Annotated in this window: 21 protein-coding genes; 2 read left to right on the forward strand and 19 right to left on the reverse strand. The window is 48.2% G+C overall.

The features are described from left to right. Positions 1 to 15: 15 nt before the first annotated feature. From OKS35_RS09140 to OKS35_RS09160, 5 genes are all read right to left on the reverse strand, one after another. Positions 16 to 825 carry a carbohydrate ABC transporter permease gene (locus OKS35_RS09140; protein ID WP_215243631.1) on the reverse strand — a complete coding sequence of 270 codons (810 nt, stop codon included), beginning with the start codon at positions 823 to 825 and terminating at the stop codon, positions 16 to 18. Further along, the gene (locus tag OKS35_RS09145; protein WP_214690443.1) at positions 822 to 1,727 is read right to left on the reverse strand and encodes a carbohydrate ABC transporter permease; all 906 of its coding nucleotides are present in this window, start codon (positions 1,725 to 1,727) and stop codon (positions 822 to 824) included. The genes OKS35_RS09140 and OKS35_RS09145 overlap by 4 nt, the downstream gene beginning before the upstream one ends. Further along, positions 1,724 to 2,815: an ABC transporter ATP-binding protein gene (locus tag OKS35_RS09150; RefSeq protein WP_159562953.1), complete on the reverse strand. Its 1,092-nt coding sequence runs from the start codon at positions 2,813 to 2,815 to the stop codon at positions 1,724 to 1,726. Before OKS35_RS09150 ends, OKS35_RS09145 begins: the two co-directional genes overlap by 4 nt. Beyond that, on the reverse strand, positions 2,812 to 3,408 hold the full coding sequence (locus tag OKS35_RS09155; protein WP_074035768.1) for a glycerol-3-phosphate responsive antiterminator: 597 nt from the start codon (positions 3,406 to 3,408) through the stop codon (positions 2,812 to 2,814). Before OKS35_RS09155 ends, OKS35_RS09150 begins: the two co-directional genes overlap by 4 nt. Before the next feature lie 191 nt (positions 3,409 to 3,599). Further along, a complete protein-coding gene (locus OKS35_RS09160) occupies positions 3,600 to 5,081 on the reverse strand; it encodes a cryptochrome/photolyase family protein (protein ID WP_215243630.1) in 1,482 nt (493 codons plus the stop codon). 64 nt (positions 5,082 to 5,145) lie between these two features. Between OKS35_RS09160 and OKS35_RS09165 the strand changes: the two genes are divergently transcribed. Beyond that, complete coding sequence (locus OKS35_RS09165) at positions 5,146 to 5,775, forward strand: class I SAM-dependent methyltransferase (protein ID WP_159562956.1); 630 nt, start codon at positions 5,146 to 5,148, stop codon at positions 5,773 to 5,775. Between the two features lie 108 nt (positions 5,776 to 5,883). On the opposite strand, the gene OKS35_RS09170 is transcribed toward OKS35_RS09165, so the two are convergent. From OKS35_RS09170 to OKS35_RS09215, 10 genes are all read right to left on the reverse strand, one after another. Beyond that, the gene (locus OKS35_RS09170; RefSeq protein WP_214736527.1) at positions 5,884 to 6,822 is read right to left on the reverse strand and encodes a sensor domain-containing diguanylate cyclase; all 939 of its coding nucleotides are present in this window, start codon (positions 6,820 to 6,822) and stop codon (positions 5,884 to 5,886) included. A 137-nt stretch (positions 6,823 to 6,959) separates the two neighbouring features. Beyond that, the gene (locus tag OKS35_RS09175) at positions 6,960 to 7,655 is read right to left on the reverse strand and encodes an N-acetylmannosamine-6-phosphate 2-epimerase (RefSeq protein WP_196431257.1); all 696 of its coding nucleotides are present in this window, start codon (positions 7,653 to 7,655) and stop codon (positions 6,960 to 6,962) included. A 5-nt stretch (positions 7,656 to 7,660) separates the two neighbouring features. Continuing rightward, complete coding sequence (locus OKS35_RS09180) at positions 7,661 to 8,464, reverse strand: MurR/RpiR family transcriptional regulator (RefSeq protein WP_012727332.1); 804 nt, start codon at positions 8,462 to 8,464, stop codon at positions 7,661 to 7,663. Positions 8,465 to 8,487: 23 nt separating this feature from the next. After that, positions 8,488 to 10,026, reverse strand: a complete 1,539-nt coding sequence (locus tag OKS35_RS09185; protein WP_159562958.1) for a maltose/glucose-specific PTS transporter subunit IIC — start codon at positions 10,024 to 10,026, stop codon at positions 8,488 to 8,490. A 116-nt stretch (positions 10,027 to 10,142) separates the two neighbouring features. After that, on the reverse strand, positions 10,143 to 10,421 hold the full coding sequence (locus OKS35_RS09190; protein WP_012727334.1) for a hypothetical protein: 279 nt from the start codon (positions 10,419 to 10,421) through the stop codon (positions 10,143 to 10,145). Between the two features lie 58 nt (positions 10,422 to 10,479). Beyond that, entirely contained in the window at positions 10,480 to 11,529 is a 1,050-nt protein-coding gene (locus OKS35_RS09195; RefSeq protein ID WP_196431260.1) for a C45 family autoproteolytic acyltransferase/hydolase, read from the reverse strand. Positions 11,530 to 11,592: 63 nt separating this feature from the next. After that, a complete protein-coding gene (locus OKS35_RS09200) occupies positions 11,593 to 13,329 on the reverse strand; it encodes a methyl-accepting chemotaxis protein (RefSeq protein WP_196431261.1) in 1,737 nt (578 codons plus the stop codon). Between the two features lie 97 nt (positions 13,330 to 13,426). Further along, positions 13,427 to 13,882 carry a hypothetical protein gene (locus OKS35_RS09205; RefSeq protein ID WP_074035755.1) on the reverse strand — a complete coding sequence of 152 codons (456 nt, stop codon included), beginning with the start codon at positions 13,880 to 13,882 and terminating at the stop codon, positions 13,427 to 13,429. Between the two features lie 11 nt (positions 13,883 to 13,893). Further along, on the reverse strand, positions 13,894 to 14,316 hold the full coding sequence (fabZ, locus tag OKS35_RS09210) for a 3-hydroxyacyl-ACP dehydratase FabZ (protein WP_031422282.1): 423 nt from the start codon (positions 14,314 to 14,316) through the stop codon (positions 13,894 to 13,896). A 13-nt stretch (positions 14,317 to 14,329) separates the two neighbouring features. Next, complete coding sequence (locus tag OKS35_RS09215) at positions 14,330 to 14,590, reverse strand: DNA-directed RNA polymerase subunit beta (RefSeq protein ID WP_031422281.1); 261 nt, start codon at positions 14,588 to 14,590, stop codon at positions 14,330 to 14,332. Positions 14,591 to 14,784: 194 nt separating this feature from the next. Here OKS35_RS09215 and mscL point away from each other — a divergent pair, with 194 nt between their 5' ends. Continuing rightward, complete coding sequence (gene mscL, locus OKS35_RS09220; protein WP_196431262.1) at positions 14,785 to 15,165, forward strand: large conductance mechanosensitive channel protein MscL; 381 nt, start codon at positions 14,785 to 14,787, stop codon at positions 15,163 to 15,165. Positions 15,166 to 15,181: 16 nt separating this feature from the next. Here mscL and OKS35_RS09225 read toward each other — a convergent pair whose 3' ends face one another. The 4 genes from OKS35_RS09225 to OKS35_RS09240 form a co-directional block, all read right to left on the reverse strand. Then, a complete protein-coding gene (locus OKS35_RS09225) occupies positions 15,182 to 16,285 on the reverse strand; it encodes a glycerate kinase (RefSeq protein ID WP_196431263.1) in 1,104 nt (367 codons plus the stop codon). A 60-nt stretch (positions 16,286 to 16,345) separates the two neighbouring features. Next, positions 16,346 to 17,128, reverse strand: coding sequence for a flagellar hook-basal body protein (locus tag OKS35_RS09230; protein ID WP_196431264.1), 783 nt, complete (start codon positions 17,126 to 17,128; stop codon positions 16,346 to 16,348). Between the two features lie 11 nt (positions 17,129 to 17,139). After that, on the reverse strand, positions 17,140 to 17,913 hold the full coding sequence (locus OKS35_RS09235; protein WP_159562963.1) for a flagellar hook-basal body protein: 774 nt from the start codon (positions 17,911 to 17,913) through the stop codon (positions 17,140 to 17,142). Between the two features lie 98 nt (positions 17,914 to 18,011). Then, positions 18,012 to 19,967, reverse strand: coding sequence for an ATP-binding protein (locus tag OKS35_RS09240; RefSeq protein ID WP_215243629.1), 1,956 nt, complete (start codon positions 19,965 to 19,967; stop codon positions 18,012 to 18,014). Positions 19,968 to 20,047: the final 80 nt, after the last annotated feature.

Genomic DNA, 20,047 nt, shown 5'->3' on the forward strand with positions numbered 1-20,047 from the left:
TGTCATATCCCCCTATTATTTGATAGCGCCTTGCGTCAATCCTTCTTGCAAGTGCTTTTGTCCTGCGAACAACAATACAAGTGTCGGAATGATAATCAAGATGACTGCTGCCATGACGACGCCCCAATCCGAGGCGACTTCGTTCGACTGCATCTGTTTGATGCCGATTTGGACCGTCCGCGCCTGTTCCGTGTTCGTGACGAGAAGCGGCCATAAGTACATATTCCAAGTCGTCAAAAAGCTATACACCGACAATGTGACGAGCGGTGTCTTCGAGACCGGCAAGACGACGTTCCAAAAGAATCGGAAGCGACTGATCCCGGCAACTTGGGATGCCTCGTACATTTCATACGGAATCGTTTTGAACTGTTGCCGAAGTAAAAACGTCCCGAATGCGAGTGCGAAGAACGGCACAGACAGTCCCCAAACACTATTCAGCCAACCGAGCGACTGGATTGTCAAAAAGTTCGGGACCATCGTCGCTTCCCATGGCACCATCATCGTTGCCAGGAAGAGCATAAAGATGAGCCCTTTTCCTTTAAAGTCGATGAAGACGAACGCGAATGCTGCAAGACTCGATAATACTACCTGTCCGACCATCACGAGGAGCGCGACAATCAAACTGTTGAGCAGGTACGTCATCATCGGGATGCGTTCGAACGCGGCCACATAGTTTTCCAATGAAGGTTCACGTGGAAGGAGATGTCCCTGGAGCACTTCCTTCCCGTCCATCAGACTGATCGAAAACGCATAGGCGATTGGAAACAGCATGACGACGGCACTCAAGATGAGTAAGACATAGACGCCTATATTCCGTAATCTCATTGGTAATGCACCTTCCTTTCGACCAGTTTGAACTGTAGCCACGTCAACAGAAGGACGGCGATGAATAAGAGCACGGCCTGGGCACTGGCACTGCCGACGTTATAATTGATAAACGCATCTTTGTAGATGGCATAGACGATGACATTCGTCGCATTCGTCGGTCCACCTTTCGTCAATAAATCAATCTGTCCAAACGTCTGGAAGGCGTTGATCAGCGAGATGATCCCGACGAAGAAAAGTGTCGGTGACAACATCGGGATGGTGATGGCCCGAAGTTGCGTCCAATAACTCGTCCCGGCAATGTCCGCACTCTCATACAACGTCCGATCGATGTTCTGCAGACCGCCGAGTAGAATCAAGAACGTGAAGCCGATATTCATCCAAACGGTCGCAAGTGACACGGAAAGGAGCGCATATTGTGGATCGAGGAGCCACTGTACACCGCTTGCCCCCACTGCCTCGAGAAACCGGTTGAAGATACCGATCGACGGATTATACATGAACATCCAAATGACCGATGACGCCGCGACGCTCATCCCCATCGTCGCCGAGAACGCCGTCCGAAAAATACCGATCCCTTTCAGTTTCTCATTGGCGAGGAGTGCGAGACCGAGCGCAATCAAAATCGTGAGCGGGACCGTCAAAAGGACGAATCCGACTGTCGCCTGAATGCTTTGCCAAAATGCCGCACTCGTGAACAAATTGCTATAGTGCCCGACTCCGACAAAGTCGAGTGGTGTCCCCTGTGTGTCGGTCCGGAAAAAGCTTAAATAAATCGTTCGCAACAGTGGATAGACGAGGAAGACACCAAACAAGATGATAGACGGAGACAAGTACAACAATCCGCTCGCTGCGTCAGATAGCCGCGTCCGGACTTTCTCTCTCGGTAAGGCGACCGTCATTGGAACACCTCCAACGCCTCAAACAGTTTCGGTTGTCGTGGCTCAATGCGCTGTCCGTTCGTATCAAATAGCGACATCTGTTTCGGATCCACATAACACGCCACTTTTTCGCCGACCGTGAGCGGCCATTGCCCCGGCCATTTTGCCAACCATTCATTCCCCCCGATGTCAAAAGCGAGAATTGTCTCGGTCCCGAGCACTTCAATATTCTTCAGTTCTGCGTAAAACGTCACATCTTCATCCGCCGGCTTGATTTGCTCAGGACGGACACCGAGTGTCGCCTGTGACATCTCCGTCAATGTGTTCGGATCAAACATTCGCCCGTCTGATGCCATCCAGCCTTTTTCTTGTCGTGTCACGTCGACTAGATTCATCGGAGGTGATCCGATGAAAGAAGCGACGAATGTATTCGCTGGTTTATTGTATAGGTCGAGCGGCTTCCCGACTTGTTGCACTTCCCCCTCATTGAGGAGCATGATGCGGTCTGCCATCGTCATCGCCTCGACTTGGTCGTGGGTGACATAAATCATCGTCAATCCGAGTTTGCGCTGTAACTGACGGATCTCTGAACGCATCTTTGCCCGTAGTTTCGCATCCAAGTTCGAAAGCGGCTCATCCATCAGGCAAATGGGTGCCTCGGTCACGATGGCACGTGCCAAGGCGACACGCTGTCGCTGACCACCGGAGAGTTCGCGCGGTTTCCGTTTTAAGTAATCGGTGAGCCCGAGTGTCTCCGCCGCCTGTAGGCAACGCTCCCGCTGTTCAAGCTTCGTCAGTCCTTTCGTATGTAGACCGAACGTGATATTTTTCTCAACCGTCATATGTGGGTAAAGGGCATAGTTTTGGAACACCATCGACAAGTGACGCTCACTCGGCTTCATCCCGTTTGCTGCCACTCCGTCGATGCGAAGCGTTCCGCTTGTGATGGATTCGAGCCCGGCTATCATCCGAAGCATCGTACTCTTCCCGCAGCCGGACGGACCGACGAGTGCGAAGAACTCTCCTGCTTCAATCGTCACGTCAATCCCTCGAATGACTTCCGTCTCCCCGAATGATTTCGCCAGTTGTTGTAGTTGTATCGATTTCATGCTAATTCCTCCTTCTGACTTTGTACGTGCCAAAGTCGTTCATCCCCGGTCGATACGGCGAATGCCCCATGATCGAGGGCGCGATGCACGTCAATCGGTTGACGAATCATGCCACCTGTCACAATCGGAAAAGAGACGTCCCGGGAAATCTTCTCGACGACGCTCGGAATCAGACCAGGCATGAGTTCAATCGCATCCGGTTGTTGCGCCTCGGCGAGCTTGAGCCCGCTCGTGACCGCGTCCGAGTCGACGAGAAAGAGTCGTTGTACCGTCAAGAGCCCCGCTCGCTTCGCATGCTGGAGCACGGATGCTTTCGTCGTGACAATCCCATCGGCGCCGACACGTTTGGCGAGGTAATCGATCCCGTCCCGGTCGAGGCTGATGCCATTGATTCGCTCAGCGTGGAGGAAGACCGTTCGATTCTCTCGCTTCAAGTGCGCCACATAGCGGTCGAGTGTACTGAGCGTTCCCATCATGAGAAACGTCGTCGTCACATCTGTCCGTAAAAACGCCTCGATTTGTTTTGGACTTTTGATGGAGGCAATCATCCGTTCTTGTCCGATTCGTGCAATCGCTTCATTCACTTGAATCATCCTCTCTTCAAAAAAGGACCAACAGAAACGACACGTCATCGACGTACGGGCTTCTGTTGGTCTCTCAAAGGTTCTACCGGTAACTATTCACTTGGAGTGAGGGGGTCTCACAGCTCCTATCGTAACGAACGATTGTAAAGACACGATAAAGAAATCGCAAAGTTTCATGAAGAGAACGTAAAAAAACCGATTCACGGGGAATCGGTCAACGTCTGTTCGGCTTTCGCTAAGATATCGGATTTCACATCATCATCCCGTCCTTGCCAATTGCGGACCATCATCTTCATCCGCTGGTTGTTCGAGAATCGTTCCTCGTGACGATCGATGAACCGCCAATAGAGGGCGTTGAACGGACAGGCGTCGTCTTCTGTCGTATGTTTCGGGTTGTATGCGCAATCCCGACAGTAGTCACTCATCCGGTCGATATATTTTCCGGAAGCGACATACGGTTTTGTGGCGAGCTTTCCACCGTCCGCATGAAGGGCCATCCCAAGAACGTTCGGTAAGACGACCCAGTCATAGGCATCGATGTACATCTCGTTGAACCAGTCGCTCGTCTGTTGCGGTGAAATCTCGAACAATGTCGCATAGTTTCCGAGCACCATCAGTCGCTGGATATGATGATTGTGGGCATGCGCGACGACCGGTTTCAAACTTTGATGCAGACAGTTCAAATCCGTCTTCGCATCCCAGAAGAAGGACGGTAAGTCGCGTTCATGCTTGAACGTGTTCACGTCTTCATAACCGGGCATGACAGCGAGATAGACGGCGCGCATATATTCCCGCCAACCGAGGATTTGCCGGACGAATCCTTCAATCGACGATAGCGGTGCATCCGCCTGACATGCCGCATCAACGACTTCACGCGGTGTCAGTAGACCGATATTGATGGCAGCTGACAACAGGCTGTGCGACATCTCGGGTTCATCCGTCATCATCGCATCTTGATACGGGCCGAACGTCTCAAGACGCTCTTCTACGAACCGTTTTAGCGCACGTCTCGCCTCATGATGTGTGACCGGCCAATGGAACCGGGTCACCTCTCCTGGATGCTCCGAGAACGTTGACTCGACTTTTTCGATGACGTCTTTCGTGATCGAATCTGGACGGAAATGGATGGCAGATGGAAACGATAGTCCTTCTTTCGGTGGTTTTCGGTTATCCGTATCAAATGACCATTTTCCACCGCGAGGCTTCCCGTCTTCGAGTAATACGTCGAATCGCTTACGCATGTAACGATAAAAACGATCCATCCGCCACGGTTCATTTCCGAGCGTCTCGGTCGCTTCCTTTTTTGATAAGTAGAAGAGCGGGACATCCGTATGTTCGACAAGGTGATGTTTCTTACCGAACTGTTTCAGTTTTTTCGCCATCGGTTCGTCCGTGACGGCGGTGATATGAATTTCGTCCGGATTGTACTGTTTCACATGGTTGTCCCACGCCTCTTGGAACGAATCCGCTTCGTGGTAATCTACGGTATATCCTTTATCACGCAATTCTTCCGCAAAGTGGCGCATCGCAGAGAAGATCAGGACGAGCTTTTGTTTATGGTACGGACGCCACGATGCGCGTGATGTCGCCTCAATCATGACGATGACGTCATCTTCTTTCATATCCTTCAACATCGCAAGTTCGTGCGAGAGTTGGTTGCCGAGTATCCAAAATGAACGCATGTTGTTGACTCCTTTGTCTCATCGATGTGCTACAATCGAGCTACTTTCGAAGTGAGGTGATGATGTGTTACCACAAGTGCTACTGAAATGGATTGACAGTCAATACGAGAATCCAAGGGGTCCCGTCGGAAAGTATATCGGGGAAAAGATGGTACGCCAACACCGGGTCGAAGTCGAATGGACGATTGAACAGTTAGACATTCAACCTGGTACAACCGTTCTAGAGCTCGGGTGCGGGGCCGGCGATGCGATGGCGACCATCCTTCAACGACATCCTGACGTACATGTCATGGGTCTCGACCGTTCGAAGACGATTCTCGATTCAGCACGACAGCGTAATCATGCTTCGATGCAAACAAAACGGGCAAAGTTGATTCAAGGAGATTTGCATCAATTTGAGATGATGGACGCATCCGTCAATCACGTGTTCAGCGTTCACACACTATATTTCTGGAGAGATGTCACGACCGTTCTGTCTGAAATCGAACGCGTCTTGAAACCGAATGGCACATTTGTCATCACCTACTGTGACGGGAAAGGTGATGTCGAATGGAACGACATCTCCGATATGATTCGGAATCAATTTATCCCCGCAGCGGTGAGTCTCGGATTCAAGGACGTATCGGTACAACGTGGACCGGACTCCCGTGATTATCATACGGTCGCCGTTACGGGATGCAAACCGAACTCTTAATCACTACCCGTTTTTCATTCGATCCTTTCACGCCAATCGGTTCGTTGGTGCTGAATGCGAAAACAGAAGGCTAAACCAATCGTAATCCATCGGTTTAGCCTTCTGACGTTATTTATAAAACTTGTACGTGTTCTTCCCGCTCGATTTAGATTGATACAGTGCAATGTCTGCCTCTTTCAACAATCGACCGAGGTCCGCCTGTTCGTCGGAATCATATTGAGCGATGCCGATGCTCGCTGATAACGGGAGATGGTCGTCCCATTCTTTCAATACAGACAAGATTTGTTCAGCATACCCAATGACAGTCTCTTTTGATAACGCATGTGCGATTTTTATAAGAAATTCATCCCCACCTAAACGATACACTCTCGAATCAGGTATCGGCTCCATCAAACGTCTCAGACGAAGCGCCACTTCTTTCAAGACGAGGTCCCCTTCATCATGACCGAATGTGTCATTCACCCATTTGAACCCATCTAAATCAATCAAGAACAGTGCCCCACCTTGATTCGGATTCGTCTCAAAATAGTTATTCAAGTAATGTCGGTTATAAAGATCCGTCAATTCATCCCGTGAGGCACGACGTTCGAGTTCTAAATAGTAACTGAACATACGAACCACGCGCTTCAACAAGCGGACACTTTTTGAATCGTACTGGGCGCTTTTATGATTGGCGACACAGAGCGTACCGAAAATATCCCCGTTCTTCGTCAGAATCGGGATTCCCAAATACGACTTGATGTTCACTTCGCGCAGTAATGCCTGAAGTCGCGTCGATTCAATCTGCGATTCGATGTCTTCATACATCAAAACTTCTCGTTGATTGAAATCGATTCGATTACATACCGTATCCTTCAAATCAAAGGACATGCCTTCTTCAAGTAGGATAGGAGAATCTTGTGAGGACAGTTTGAGTATATGTTGGGTGTCATTCTCAATTGACGTGAGATAGACTAGTTTATCTGGTACTATTTCTTTTGCTAACTCAATCAAGTCAATCGCTAGCTCATCGAAATTCCGATACATTTGAAACTCATATGAGTGCATATGGCACCTCCACGCTAAAAATCATCCACACTCATTATATCGAACAGTTTGGTCTTTCCCTGTACCGATATATAAAAAATACCTCACGACGTCCATCGCGTCGTGAGGTATTGAATAGCGTCCTGATTGATTCATTCTTACAGCGAACTCTTCACACTCGAAGTGAGCGCTGCATCGAATCGTGCCGTGATTTGATGCGGACGGGTGATGGCTCCCCCTACAACGACCGCGTGCGTTCCTAAATCCATACAACGCTTTGCCATCTCAGGTGTCAAAATATTCCCCTCGGCCACGACCGGCTGTGTCACGTGATCTAACACATCTTTTAAAAACTTGAAATCATCATGGTAGAGAAGAGATCCTTTCGTTTCGTCTGTATATCCGTGCAAAGTTGTCGAGATATAGTCGAAACCAAGGCGATCCGCCTCAATGCAGTCCTCGAGGGTCGCGCAATCAGCCATCAACAATTGATTCGGATAAATCGAGCGGATAGCGTGAACCAGTTCTTGGAGTGACAGGTTTCCCGGACGAGGACGCTTTGTCGCGTCGAGCGCGATGGCGTCCACACCGACTTCCATCAATTCCTCGATCTCTTTCATGGTCGCTGTGATGAACACGTCACTATCTTCATAGTCACGTTTGACGATACCAATAATCGGAACAGTCACGTGTTTTTTTATTTCTTGAATATCCCTCGCTGAATTGGCTCGAATTCCTTTGGCGCCACCTTGAACGGCCGCAATAGCCATCCGTCCCATAATGAATTCACTATGGAGCGGTTCACCTTCTAAAGCCTGGCACGAAACAATCAATCCAGTCGGTAACGTTATCATAATAGTTATTCACTTCTTTCTTTTAAACGATCAAGCGCTTTAAGTGTTTGTAGATAATGCGCTTTTAATGCTTCATTCGTCTCCATCAATGTCTTCGTCACCGCGTCGGCTGTGAAGAGAAGTGGGAGTTGTGTATTAATCAAGAATGCCTCACCGGAGGCACCGGCAGTCAACAACCGATAGTCGACAAGTTCAGCAAGTGGTGAATGTTGATAACCGACGAATGCAACTGTCGTACACCCCGACTCTTTCGCGAGTTGCATCGCCTGGACGACTTCTCGACTTTCTCCACTATTCGAAAAGGCAATGACTACGTCTTCTGACGTGACAATCGATGCGTCCATGACCATGCTGTGACTGTCGAAAGCGGTAGTCGCCAACAATCCCATCCGTCTCAATCTGTATTCCATTTCCTGTGCCACTAGTCCGGCGTTGCCTAATCCGTATAAGTGAACGGATCGGCTCGATGTAATCTCTTTACAAATCGCAAGTAGTTCATCCTGATCAATTAAATGAGCGGTCGTCTGAATCAATTCAATGTATGACCGCTGCATCGGTTCGAGCGAAGTCGTTTGGGGCAAATTCGTTTCCGTCAACGTCTTTTGCATCATGAGCTTCAGTGAACTATAACTTCCCACTCCGATTTTTTTGCAAAACCGCGTGATTGTCCCTGGTGAAGTCGCAATCGCATTTGCTAAATCGGTAATGTTCATTTCGATTGCCTCATTCATGTTCGCCATCAGATAATCCGCAATCTTTTTCTCACTGCCCGTCATTTCTGAATACACGTGTTTTATTTGCTCCCACACGGTTCTTCCCTCCAACACATTCGTTATTCGCCCCGGCCTAACGCCTCTTGGACTTCATTCTTAATAATTGTAACAGAAGGACCGTAGATTACTTGAATTCCATTCCCTTTTTGAACCACCCCGTGAGCGCCCGTCTCTTTCAACAAGTCTTCACGGACATGTTGATTGTCGTTGACGGTGACGCGGAGGCGTGTCGCGCAGCAGTCGACCGTCTCAATATTGTCGTCGCCACCTAGTGCCGCAATGATGGCTGACGTACGATCCGACGCCGCAACGTCTGCTGTTTTTACTGTCTCATCCGATCGTCCAGGTGTCATGAAATTGAACTTTGTGATGAGGAAACGGAACGTTACGTAGTAGAGCAAGAACCAGAAGGCACCGATGACCGGTACGAGCATCCAGTTCGTCTTGTCATTCCCTTGTAAGACCCCGAATAAGATAAAATCAATGAACCCACCAGAGAATGTTTGACCAATCGTAATCTCAAAGATGTGAGCCATCATAAAAGCAAGTCCATCAAAGATAGCATGTACTAGATAGAGGACCGGCGCGACAAACAAAAATGCGAATTCGAGTGGCTCTGTGATTCCCGTCAAGAATGAGGTGAGTGCTGCCGAGAACAAGAGCCCGAACACGACTTTCTTTTGCTCCGGCTTTGCACAGTGATACATGGCAAGCGCCGCACCGAGAAGACCAAACATCATCGTAATGAATCGACCCGACATAAATCGTGCTGTTCCTTCATAGAATTGTGTCGTGTTCGGGTCAGCCAACTGCGCGAAGAAAATCTTTTGTGTTCCTTCGATCAATGTTCCGTCAATGACCATCGAGCCCCCGAGCCCAGTGGTCCAAAACGGAATGTAGAAGATATGGTGCAATCCAAATGGTCCAAGCATCCGAAGGACGAACCCATAAATAAATGTTCCGATATATCCTGTTTTTTCAACGAGACCACCTAACGAGAAAATCCCGTTCTGCACCGTCGGCCAGATGAAGTAGAGCCCAATCCCTACACCAATCGCAACGAATGACGTGATGATTGGGACAAAACGTGATCCGCTGAAGAACCCGAGGAACTGTGGAAGCACTTGCTTGTTGTAGCGGTTATGCAAGAGCGCCGTGACAATCCCAATCAAGATCCCACCGAACACACCAGTTTCAAGCGTTTGAATTCCGAGCGCCATCCCTTGACCGGCACTCGCTAAGTTCGTTTCCATCAACTCTCCAGTAATCTGAAGCATTGCGTTGATGGTCGCATTCATAATCAAATACCCAAGCATCGCTGCCAATCCGGCCGTTCCTTTATCAGACTTCGCGAGTCCGACAGCGACACCGATGGCAAACAACACAGCCAAGTTCGCGAATACAATCGAACCGGCAGCCGCCATAATGGTGAATAGATGTTGCAACCAGTCGATGTCGAGGAACGGGTACGCTTGCACCGTATTCGGGTTAGACAAGGCGCCCCCAATTCCTAACAGTAGTCCAGCGGCCGGTAAGACAGCAATCGGCAACATGAACGATTTCCCGAATTGTTGCGCTCGTTCAAAGAGACGTGACATGAATAAATCCTCCTTAAAATCATTTTCACCTGAATCATAATATGAAAAATATTTTTATGCAAGCGTTTACGGTAAAACAGATTTTAAAAAGAGTGACCTCGTTTGGTCACTCCAGATTACCCTCGACTTTTCCGCGTCAACGTCAATCCACCAAATCCACTGATGACAGCGATGTAAAATCCTAAATCATAGAACCAGCCGGTATTGTTCACTTCATACACACGATACGTATCATTGAATAATCCTAAAATGAGTGAGATCGGTGCAATCCATCCGTGCCAAATACCCCAGAAAAAACCTGCCGGATCCGTCGTGTACGTCCCGTCACCCGGAACACAACCTCCGAGTAGTGTAACAAGTGTCAGCATGATGAGTATGATTCCAAATCGTTTCATCTTTCATCCCTCCTATAATGGGTATTCCCGTTTCTCCTAAAAAAAGCACTGACAAACGTCAGCGCCAAAGTTGAACCGTATTCGCAAACTCGATATCTGTCGCCAATTCACCGTCAAGTGCATGAAGATCGAAATCTTCCCCATCGAGCCATTTTTGGAAGTCGAAGATGACCGGGTCACGGTCTCCACCGAGCGCAAACCAGGTCTCGAGCGTTTCAGGGAAATAAGCAGCCGTATGAATCGTTCCCGCCCAACTCTTGTACAATTCTGAAAAGACGCCCTTGTCGGTGTCGTTCATGAGACGGAATGCGCTCTCCGCATCTTGAATCAAGTGTTGCACGACTTTGATTTCCATCATGCGACGAGTCGAATCATCAAGATGATAGCGATTCTCGTGTTGGAGTAGTTCAAAATGGTTTGTACAGATATTCGATTCCCGTACTTGGATGTCTCGAGGCGTCGCCTCGATTACACGTGTTTTCGATGATTTGTCATGGACGACGTATGTGAATGACCCGCGATGCGGAATCTCTTTTAATAAATCGACTGCTTCTTCCACCGTCGCACATGTTTCTAGAATGATTCGTCCAATCATTTGACAGACAAACCCGTCCCCGGGTCGACGACGATTGATGAAATTGTAGCCCATGGCAAGTCCTTTTTCATTCATTCCGTCCATACGTCCGGTGACACGAGAGACCGGTCCGATGACCGCATACCCGTCATCCGGTTGAAAGACGTTGTATCGACCGTCATACGTCATCGGGTGATAATCGTAATTCCGAACGAGAAAGTTATCCCCCGTCAAAATCGAACAGCCGCTGATTGGATTGTTGACTCGAAAATGTCCGAAATGAAGTAACGTGTCATTGAGCGACAGCTTCAGCTCATCTTGTAACCCAATCAACTCTTCCCAAATCTTTGGAGCAAATTCATCGAAGGCAGCCTTTGCCTCAGTGGCATCAATCTCAAATCGCGGAACGCGTAGTTTCCACTGATCCGTCCGATTTTCGAGCAATTGACTGCGCTTAATATATTTTCCTTGAAATCGTCCGAAGTCATAATGACTTCCCCGAAACTGTGTCAGTTCACTAGAGAATTGTTGCATGAAAAAACCTCCCTTGCGCCCATTATAGCGGACGCACGAGAGGTCTGTCTGAAGTGAGACTGTTTATAACTTGAACTGTTGACTCATTCGTTGCATGTCCTCTGCCGTGCTCGACAAATCTTTTACGAGACGATTCATCGTCTCACTCGTCGCCGACATCTGTTCCGTCGAAGCAGCCACTTCCTCATTTCCGGCCGTACTTTCTTCTGAAATCGAAGCAATTTCAGACAGTCCATGTTGAATGTGGTCCTGGTTCGTCTTCACTCGATCGAGTTGGCCACGCATCGAACTCGTCAATTGTTGCATGTGACGAACGCTCTGTTCGATTTCAGTGAACGCACGCTTCGTTGATTCAAGTGTCGCTTTCCCTTCCTCTGCAGCCGTCATGCTCTCTGTAAAGGTTTGACCGAGCGCAATCGAGTTTTGTTTGACGCTTCCGACGATTTCCGAAATTTCACTGACAGACTCAGCGACACTATCCGAAAGTTTCCGAATCTCCGAGGCGACGACGGCAAACCCTTTTCCGTGTTCACCGGCCCGAGCCGCTTCAATCGCTGCATTGAGTGCAAGCAAGTTTGTCTGTTGTGAAATTTGACGAATCATCGTGACCAGTTCCGTCACCTCGTCCGCTTGTTGTTCAAAGTCGCGGACTTGTCCTTGTGATGTTTTCACTTGCGCATGAATGTGAGTCATTTGATTGACGGCACTCTCCATGTAACGTAGACCATCCATCGTCACCCGACTGACGACTTCCGCCTGCTCACTCACTTGTTCTCCGTCTGATGTCGTTTGCTCGACAAGTGTCGAAAATTCATTCATATGTCCGTAAAGACGCATCGTCAAGACACTTTGATTCTCAACACCGCTTGCGATTTCTTCCATCGTATAGGCAATTTGGCGAGAGGCATCATTTACCTCTTCTGAGATACCTGAAACGTTGCCACTCTCATCCCGTACCGTCTGTGCCGACGTTTGAATGCCGGAAATCAAATCTTTTAACATATGTGTCATCTTATCCATCGATACCGTCAGACGTTTGATTTCGTCATTAGATTTTAACTTAATACCTTCAACCGCAGTCGTCGCTGTCGCCAAATCACCTTCAGCAATGGATGTGGCCACACGTTCTAGCGCTTGAAGTGGACGCAATTTCCAGCCAAGATAACGCCAGATGATGATTCCCGAAACGACAAGGAGCACGAGTAAACCGATTAAGATTGGAACTAAACTCTCTTTTAAGACATCTCCTGTAATCGCGGAGACCTCAGTAGCAGCTTTATCAATTCCGAGTACCCCAACTACCTCGTTCCCTTGTTTAATCGGGACGAGCACCGTCACATACTTCCCGTACTCCGGATCATCGATGACATCTGTCGTGACCGTCTCTCCTTTGAATGCGGCCGTTGCTCCTTCATACGTCATCGCTGTAGTCGGAGACCCGATTTCTGCGGCATCCGCCTCGCTCAATCCGTCCACGATCATTCGAACTTCCTCACCCTCTGTGGCGATCGTGTATACATACATCGCTCCAATTTGCTGACGATATGCATCTAAATATTCACGAAACTGCTCATACTGCTCATTTTTTGACGGATTCGTTACGAAGGATGCATAGGCATCGACATCCAATGATTCACTAATCCGTTCACCATCTTCAATTAACGTCGCATGTAACGTACTGAGTACGGAATGCTTCGTACTGAAGTATTGCACTACTCCAAACAAAATGATGAGCAACGTGACGAAGACCAACATTGATGCTAGAATGCGCGTCTGTAACGACTCTGATTTCTGTTTCATCTCAAAATTCCTCCATTCTCTCCTTACTCTTTTTATCGGATAGAATAGACTTATCTCCACAAAAAAACAGGCGATTTTCGACAACATCGCCTGTTTCTTATTCACCATTTGTCGAATTAATGACTTCGAGTGGTATCGTGATTTCCGATTCACCTTCTTCAACGAGATGGAAGAGTGGAAGTGTCTCTGATACGAACAGATCCGGGTCTACGTCCGTCTGATACTCATACGTCCGAATATCCTCTTCACGCTCTGCAATCAGTTCACCAAACGGAATCGCAACGCGTTCGCCTTCGACCTCATAACTCATGACCGTCGTCGGATCAAGACGACGATTTTCGAGCATTCGAATCGTGAAGAGCATCGTCGTGTTATTCGTTCGCTCAAGAGAAACGGCGATTGCATCGGACTGTCCTGCACGTTTATCAATCATCGTTTCATCCACATTTTGTTCGTAAACGACGTTCTCTTCACTCGACTCTTCTGTCTGGAGCTGCTGACAACCCACAATCGTCATCAAGCCAACTAATAATACAATGACTAAAGCACGCATCCCATTTCTCCTTACTTCAAGGCGAAAGTGAGTTCTGCTTCACAAGCAACTTCTCCGTCGACCGTGGCCACGGCACGTCCTTTACCAATTGGTCCACGAATTTTCATGATTTCTACCTCGAGGCGAAGTTGATCACCCGGGACGACTTGGCGTTTGAAACGGCAGTTGTCAATCCCTGCAAAAAAGGCGAGCTTGCCTCGATTCGATTCGTCTTTCAACATTGCAAAAGCACCGACTTGTGCGAGTGCTTCAACAATCAAGACACCTGGCATGACATTATAGTCTGGGAAATGCCCGTTAAAGAACTCTTCATTCGCCGTGACATTTTTTAATCCAACAGCACGCTTCTTTTCCTCGACTTCAATAATTCGATCAATTAACAGAAACGGGTATCTGTGTGGGATTACTTCTTTGATTTGCTCAATTGTATACATCCATCCACCGCCTTTAAGAGGTTAGCCAAAAATCGGTGATATGGCGCCAGGTCTCGATGTCAAATACATCTTTCCAATCGCCTCCGCCAATGACGCTATATCCGATGACCGCTCCGAGGGCGAGCATCGCGATTGCCAACACTAAAACAACGAGCACGCGCAGTAAAATCGGGAATCGACGATGATTCGATAATCGCGATTGCTTTTTCTGCTTCGTCTCTTGTTCTGGTGAACCTTTTTGTTCTTCCGAACTCGTCTGTTCATCGTTCGCCACGTCCAACCATCCTTTCAGCTAAAATGATTATATCATATTAGTACCTGGTATTAAAATGCGTAAATTGCTACCTTTTTAGTGTACCCTATGCAGAAAAGTCGAACAAGCATCCTTCCCTGATAGAAGTCGAACGATTTATTTCTTTCCCTTCAAATATGCTACGCTTAGACTATTCAACGTCAGGAGGTTTGTCTATGTGGAATGAATTTAAAAAATTCGCAATGCGGGGGAACGTCATCGACTTGGCGATTGCTGTCGTACTCGGTGCAGCGTTCACTGCAATCGTGAACTCACTCGTCAACGATATCTTTATGCCGCTTCTCGGAATCATTATTGGAGGAATCGATTTTTCTAGCTTAAAAGCAAGTGTACTCGGAGTGGACGTGTTATATGGCAATTTTATTCAACAGATTGTGTCCTTCTTCTTGATCGCCATCGCCCTCTTTTTGATTGTCAAAGTCATCAATCGTTTACAGCGTGAAAAAGAAGTGGAGGAAGCTGCTATTCCGACACCAACGAAAGAAGAGCAACTGTTGACAGAGATTCGTGATCTGCTAAAAAATCGTTCTTTATGAATGCGAAGGCGCCCGACTACTGTCGTGGCGCCTTTTCAATGAGGTGACGCACGCGTTGGACCGCATTCGTCAGCAACGGAGCTGCTTCCCAAATCGCTTCTTCTAACGTCATGATCCGAGACACGATTGGAAAAATGGCGACGATGCCGGACTCCATATGCGATGTGTAATCGGACTGTCCGGTGAAGACGAGGGTCGGGACCCCATGCGTATTCGCAAGGCGTGCCAACCCATACGGTGCCTTTCCCTCAAAGCTTTGCGCGTCAAATTTACCCTCTCCTGTAATCAGCCAATCTGCTTTTTCTAACTGTTCTTCGAGCTTAGACCAACTGACCACTTCTTCGATGCCACTCACGTAGATTGCACCAAGCTGCAATAGCGCAAAGCCGATGCCGCCAGCCGCCCCTGCTCCAGGAAGTGCTCTTCTATCCACTTCAAAACAGTTCGCGTAGTGATCGAGGATCCGGTCATATCGCTTCACTACATCTGCCGCCAATCCTTTCTGGGGTCCGAACACATAGGCTGCTCCGCTTCCACCAATCAATGGGTTCTGTACATCGGAAGACATTCTCCATACGACCTCGCGCGCACGCGGATGAAGACCGGACCAATCAATTGATGCCACTTCTTCTAGTCGATGGGGAATGGTCGATAACACAGAGCCGTTCGCATCAAGAAAACGAACACCTAACGCTTCGAGCAATCCTTTCCCACCATCCATCGTTCCGCTCCCTCCGAGCCCGATGGTGATGATCTTCGCCCCACGCTCTAGCGCTTGAACGATCTGTTGACCGACTCCGACTGAACTGTAGCGCCACGGATCGACATGAGCGAGGAGTGTCAATCCTGCTGTTTCCGCCACTTCGATTACCGCGTGCCTCGTTGACGGCTCGAAACCAAAACGTGCAACGCGCTGTATTCCATCCAAGCACACGACATTTTCTTCTATAATGGTTCCTTCTGCATGTGTCGCAATCCAAGCATCCAAAAAACCTTCTCCTCCGTCAGAGATCGGTATGATGGTGACCTCATGCCCTTCAAGCGCACGAAGGACCGCTTGATTTGCTTCCATACTCGAAAGTGAGCCTTTGAATGAATCCATCGCGACTACAATCCGCATTGATGCTTCTCCCCCTTTGTCTATAAAAAAACCGCTTCTCGGCTCGAGAAGCGGTATGCGTTATGGACGTAACGCCGTGACAAGCCCCATCATCTGATCGCTCATCGACATCGCCCGTGAGTTCATTTGATATGCTCGTTGTGTGATTGTCATATCAGTCATCTCTTTCGTCAAATCAACGTTCGATGACTCGAGTGTCCCTTCAATCAATAGATTTCCGAGTGGACGATCGACTTCGGTCTCCAAATCCGCTTCGAACACGTTATCACCGAGCGGACGTAATTCCGACGTATTGCGGACTTCTACGATGTCGAGACGTCCGAATTCTTGTTCAACGCCATTCACACTCGCAACGACCACACCGTCTTGACGAATGCGCTGATTCGTCGCATCGTTCGGCATCGTGATTGGATTACCGTCATCTCCAAGAAGCGGATTCCCGTTCACATCAACGAGCGTCGTCTCGTCACCGACTGACAATTGCATGTTTCCACTTCGAGTCACCCCGACACCGTTCGGCGTGTCCACGACAAAAAATTGACGGCTCGCCTTTAAAAAGACGTCCAATCCACGATCTGTCGTACGTACTTGTCCGATATTGAACTGCTGTGTAATATCGGCGACATGTCCCCCGACTCCAATCCGAATCCCGTTCGGTGTGTCTCGACCGACTTCGAATTCAGGACGCGGTTGGTTGTTATACGCCTGCGACAATAGCGAAGCAAAATGCCCCTGTTGACGCTTAAAGCCGACCGTATCGACATTTGCGATATTGTGACCTGTCACATCTAATTGACGCTGAAGTTGAGACAGAGAGTTGACCGAGTTATAAATGGACTGCATGGTGTTCCTCCTTAACGAATACGAGCGATTTCGATTGCCCGCTCGGCACTTTTATCATACGCTTGGACGACCTTTTGATTCGCCTCAAACTGACGATACGTCATCATCAAGTCTGCCATCGTCTGGTCGAGGTTGACGTTCGCTTCTTCAATAAATCCTTGTAGTACTTCGACCTGGGCCGGCGCCGGGGCATCACCCGTCACACGCCAGTCATTGCCGACTTGTTCAAGAGTCGTCAAGTCATCGATTTGGTAGGCACCAAGAGTCGCCACGTTTTGTCCAAGCGATGTGATGACGCCATCTTTCCCAACTTGAAACTCACTCGATGGTAATTGGATTCGTTCCCCTTCATCAGAAAGGATATATCCGCCGTCCGCAGAACGAAGGAAGAGCGTCTCATCGATCGAGAAGCGTCCATTTGTCGTATATAACGTCTCGCCGCCTTGTTCGACTGCAAACATCGGGGCTCCCGCAAAATCAGTAGGTGCCTTTAAATACAGGTCGGTCGGGCTACCGGATTCTGTGATACTCCCAGCTGAGAATCGGGGCATTGTTTCTTGAAGATAGACGCCCATTGATAGGGTACCTACTTCTCCCTTCACGCGCGATTTCGCGTTATCCGGATTGCTGACTTGTGCAAGAAGCATCTCCGGAAACGAACGTACCACGCCATCAGACGCTTTGAAGCCTGGTGTTCTCACATTACCAAGGTTGTTGCTCAAAATCTCTTGTTGGCGTTGCAGGGCATTCATCGCTCCCGCTGCTGTATATAATCCGCGTAGCATAATCGTCTTCCTTTCATCCTATAACATGATTCACTCTCTATATCGTACCAAACGAGCGTGACATTCACCGTTTTTTCAAAAAAAGTTCATCCCATAAATTAGGATGAACTCTCTTCATTGACATGGTCGACCATCGGTAACTCGACAATCATCGTCGTTCCTTCTCCTAGTTGAGATTGAACAGAGATGGTACCACCGTGCAGTTGAACGATTTCTTTACAGATTGCTAAACCTAATCCGGTTCCACCAATGCGTTTACTTTCTTCCGATGCCGAACGATAAAATTTATCAAAGATTCGTGTTGCATCTTCTTCCGAAAGTCCTAACCCTTCATCCGTGATCCCGATTTGAATCGTGTCATCTTCACACGTGACATCGACTGTCACATTCCCACCGCGTGGAGAATACTTGATGGCATTGTTCAAGATGTTCGAGAATACTTGACGTAATTGGGCCGGATCTCCCGCGACGAATAGCGATTCATCACAATCAAAGTGGAAGAAATGATGCTCCGTCGACCCTGCGTGGATTTCGAGTAGATCTGATAATAAATCATATAGACTCTCTACTTTAAAGTCAGGTACGCTCATACCCGCCTCCATTTTTTGAACATCTAGCAAGTCACTCACGAGTCGTTCGAGCCGCTTTGTCTCACTCGCAATCATGTCTAAATAGCGCTCTCGCTTCGTGTTTTCCAATTGACGACTTTTGAGCAGTTCTGAAAAACCAAGAATCGAGGTAAGGGGCGTCCGAAGCTCATGTGATACTGTCGCTACAAGCTCTGTTTTCAAGCGATTGATTTCTGTTTCCTGGGTAATATCTCGTGAAACGAAGATGACACCTACACGTTCATTTTGAAGATCAATCGGTTCGGCGTACATGCGAATCGTTTTCTGACCCTCATGCATCGTATACGTGAACGCTTCGTCGAACATACCTTCTTCTTTAGCACGCTTCGTGAAGCGATTCAGTCCCTCTTGATCATCAATCTGGTTCATGAACATCGGGTAATACATCGCAATCGGGTATAGACTGCCCCGTTCTGTTGATGGAATCGGATGTTCATATAACTCAAAGAGCGCACTGTTCCCAAAGCGTTCATTCGTCTTGAGTTCCGTGTAGACGATAGAATCGCGCATCGTGTGCAAAATTCGAGCGGTCTTCTCTCGTTCGAGATTCACTTGATCTTGTTGGCTCCTAAGTGAGGTCGCCATCTCATTAAACGCTTTCGACAGTTGTCCGACTTCGTTTTGTAGCGGTTTAATCGGGATGAGCGTTGCACTCGGATTACTCGCAAGTCGCTCACTGTTAACCATCAGCGTCTGCAGTTGATTGGTCAACCTTAAAATATATGGCTGCAACCCGACAAACAATATGAACAATGCCCCGAGTAGAATCAAAAGCCACATCCATTGGGCTTTCACCAACTGTTTTGACAGCGCATCTCGCAATTCACTTTCTTGAAAATCAAGATTTTGTCGATAGTCGGTAAAGACCGACTCCATATCGACGATGCTCGCGCTCATATCGGCAGCACTACTTGAGTTCAATTTAAATCGCGTCTGAGTCGACGTTTCATTTTTCGGCATGAATTGCCCGACCGTACGCATTTGCAGGAAGGATTCATCAATTTCTCCTGCCTGCTTCGCAACCACATATTCTTCAAGTGCCGGCATGACGCGTGTTGTATAAATGGAGAAGAGAAGTCTCGCATCCTCTGCGAACTGTACTTCTTCCGCGTTTCTTGCTTGTGTCTCGAACCATGTCGTTTGCTCGTCGATGTTCGTTTGAGCTGTTCTTACTTCTTCTAATAGCGCACTTTCTCCTAGCAGGACGTGCCCTCGTAATTCATATTGCATCGATTGCCACGTTTCAAACAGGTCTGTCGCCCGTGCACGTTGCTCACTGATTCTTTCTAATTTTACGGTCGTCTCTTGAATCGATTGCTGTGTATAAAAATAGGTTCCAATTGACGTGAGCGTCACTAAGGCAATCAATATATAGAAAATTGTCATAACTTGTCGACTAATGCGTTGTTCAATCCAACGTTTCATGGAATGCCTTCTTCCTTCACTCTTAGAATGCTTCACCTCGTACGGTGAATGACTTTTTCTGTTCAAACAAAAAAAGTTCG

The sequence above is a fragment of the Exiguobacterium sp. N5 genome, assembly GCF_025842465.1.
In the GTDB taxonomy this organism is placed as follows: Bacteria; Bacillota; Bacilli; order Exiguobacteriales; family Exiguobacteriaceae; genus Exiguobacterium; species Exiguobacterium profundum.

Coding starts and splice junctions, on each gene's coding strand:
- OKS35_RS09140 (WP_215243631.1), bottom strand. CDS start 825: ATGAGATTACGGAATATAGGCGTCTATGTCTTACTCATCTTGAGTGCC.
- OKS35_RS09145 (WP_214690443.1), bottom strand. CDS start 1,727: ATGACGGTCGCCTTACCGAGAGAGAAAGTCCGGACGCGGCTATCTGAC.
- OKS35_RS09150 (WP_159562953.1), bottom strand. CDS start 2,815: ATGAAATCGATACAACTACAACAACTGGCGAAATCATTCGGGGAGACG.
- OKS35_RS09155 (WP_074035768.1), bottom strand. CDS start 3,408: ATGATTCAAGTGAATGAAGCGATTGCACGAATCGGACAAGAACGGATG.
- OKS35_RS09160 (WP_215243630.1), bottom strand. CDS start 5,081: ATGCGTTCATTTTGGATACTCGGCAACCAACTCTCGCACGAACTTGCG.
- OKS35_RS09170 (WP_214736527.1), bottom strand. CDS start 6,822: ATGCACTCATATGAGTTTCAAATGTATCGGAATTTCGATGAGCTAGCG.
- OKS35_RS09175 (WP_196431257.1), bottom strand. CDS start 7,655: ATGATAACGTTACCGACTGGATTGATTGTTTCGTGCCAGGCTTTAGAA.
- OKS35_RS09185 (WP_159562958.1), bottom strand. CDS start 10,026: ATGTCACGTCTCTTTGAACGAGCGCAACAATTCGGGAAATCGTTCATG.
- OKS35_RS09190 (WP_012727334.1), bottom strand. CDS start 10,421: ATGAAACGATTTGGAATCATACTCATCATGCTGACACTTGTTACACTA.
- OKS35_RS09195 (WP_196431260.1), bottom strand. CDS start 11,529: ATGCAACAATTCTCTAGTGAACTGACACAGTTTCGGGGAAGTCATTAT.
- OKS35_RS09200 (WP_196431261.1), bottom strand. CDS start 13,329: ATGAAACAGAAATCAGAGTCGTTACAGACGCGCATTCTAGCATCAATG.
- OKS35_RS09205 (WP_074035755.1), bottom strand. CDS start 13,882: ATGCGTGCTTTAGTCATTGTATTATTAGTTGGCTTGATGACGATTGTG.
- fabZ (WP_031422282.1), bottom strand. CDS start 14,316: ATGTATACAATTGAGCAAATCAAAGAAGTAATCCCACACAGATACCCG.
- mscL (WP_196431262.1), top strand. CDS start 14,785: ATGTGGAATGAATTTAAAAAATTCGCAATGCGGGGGAACGTCATCGAC.
- OKS35_RS09225 (WP_196431263.1), bottom strand. CDS start 16,285: ATGCGGATTGTAGTCGCGATGGATTCATTCAAAGGCTCACTTTCGAGT.
- OKS35_RS09230 (WP_196431264.1), bottom strand. CDS start 17,128: ATGCAGTCCATTTATAACTCGGTCAACTCTCTGTCTCAACTTCAGCGT.
- OKS35_RS09235 (WP_159562963.1), bottom strand. CDS start 17,913: ATGCTACGCGGATTATATACAGCAGCGGGAGCGATGAATGCCCTGCAA.
- OKS35_RS09240 (WP_215243629.1), bottom strand. CDS start 19,967: ATGAAACGTTGGATTGAACAACGCATTAGTCGACAAGTTATGACAATT.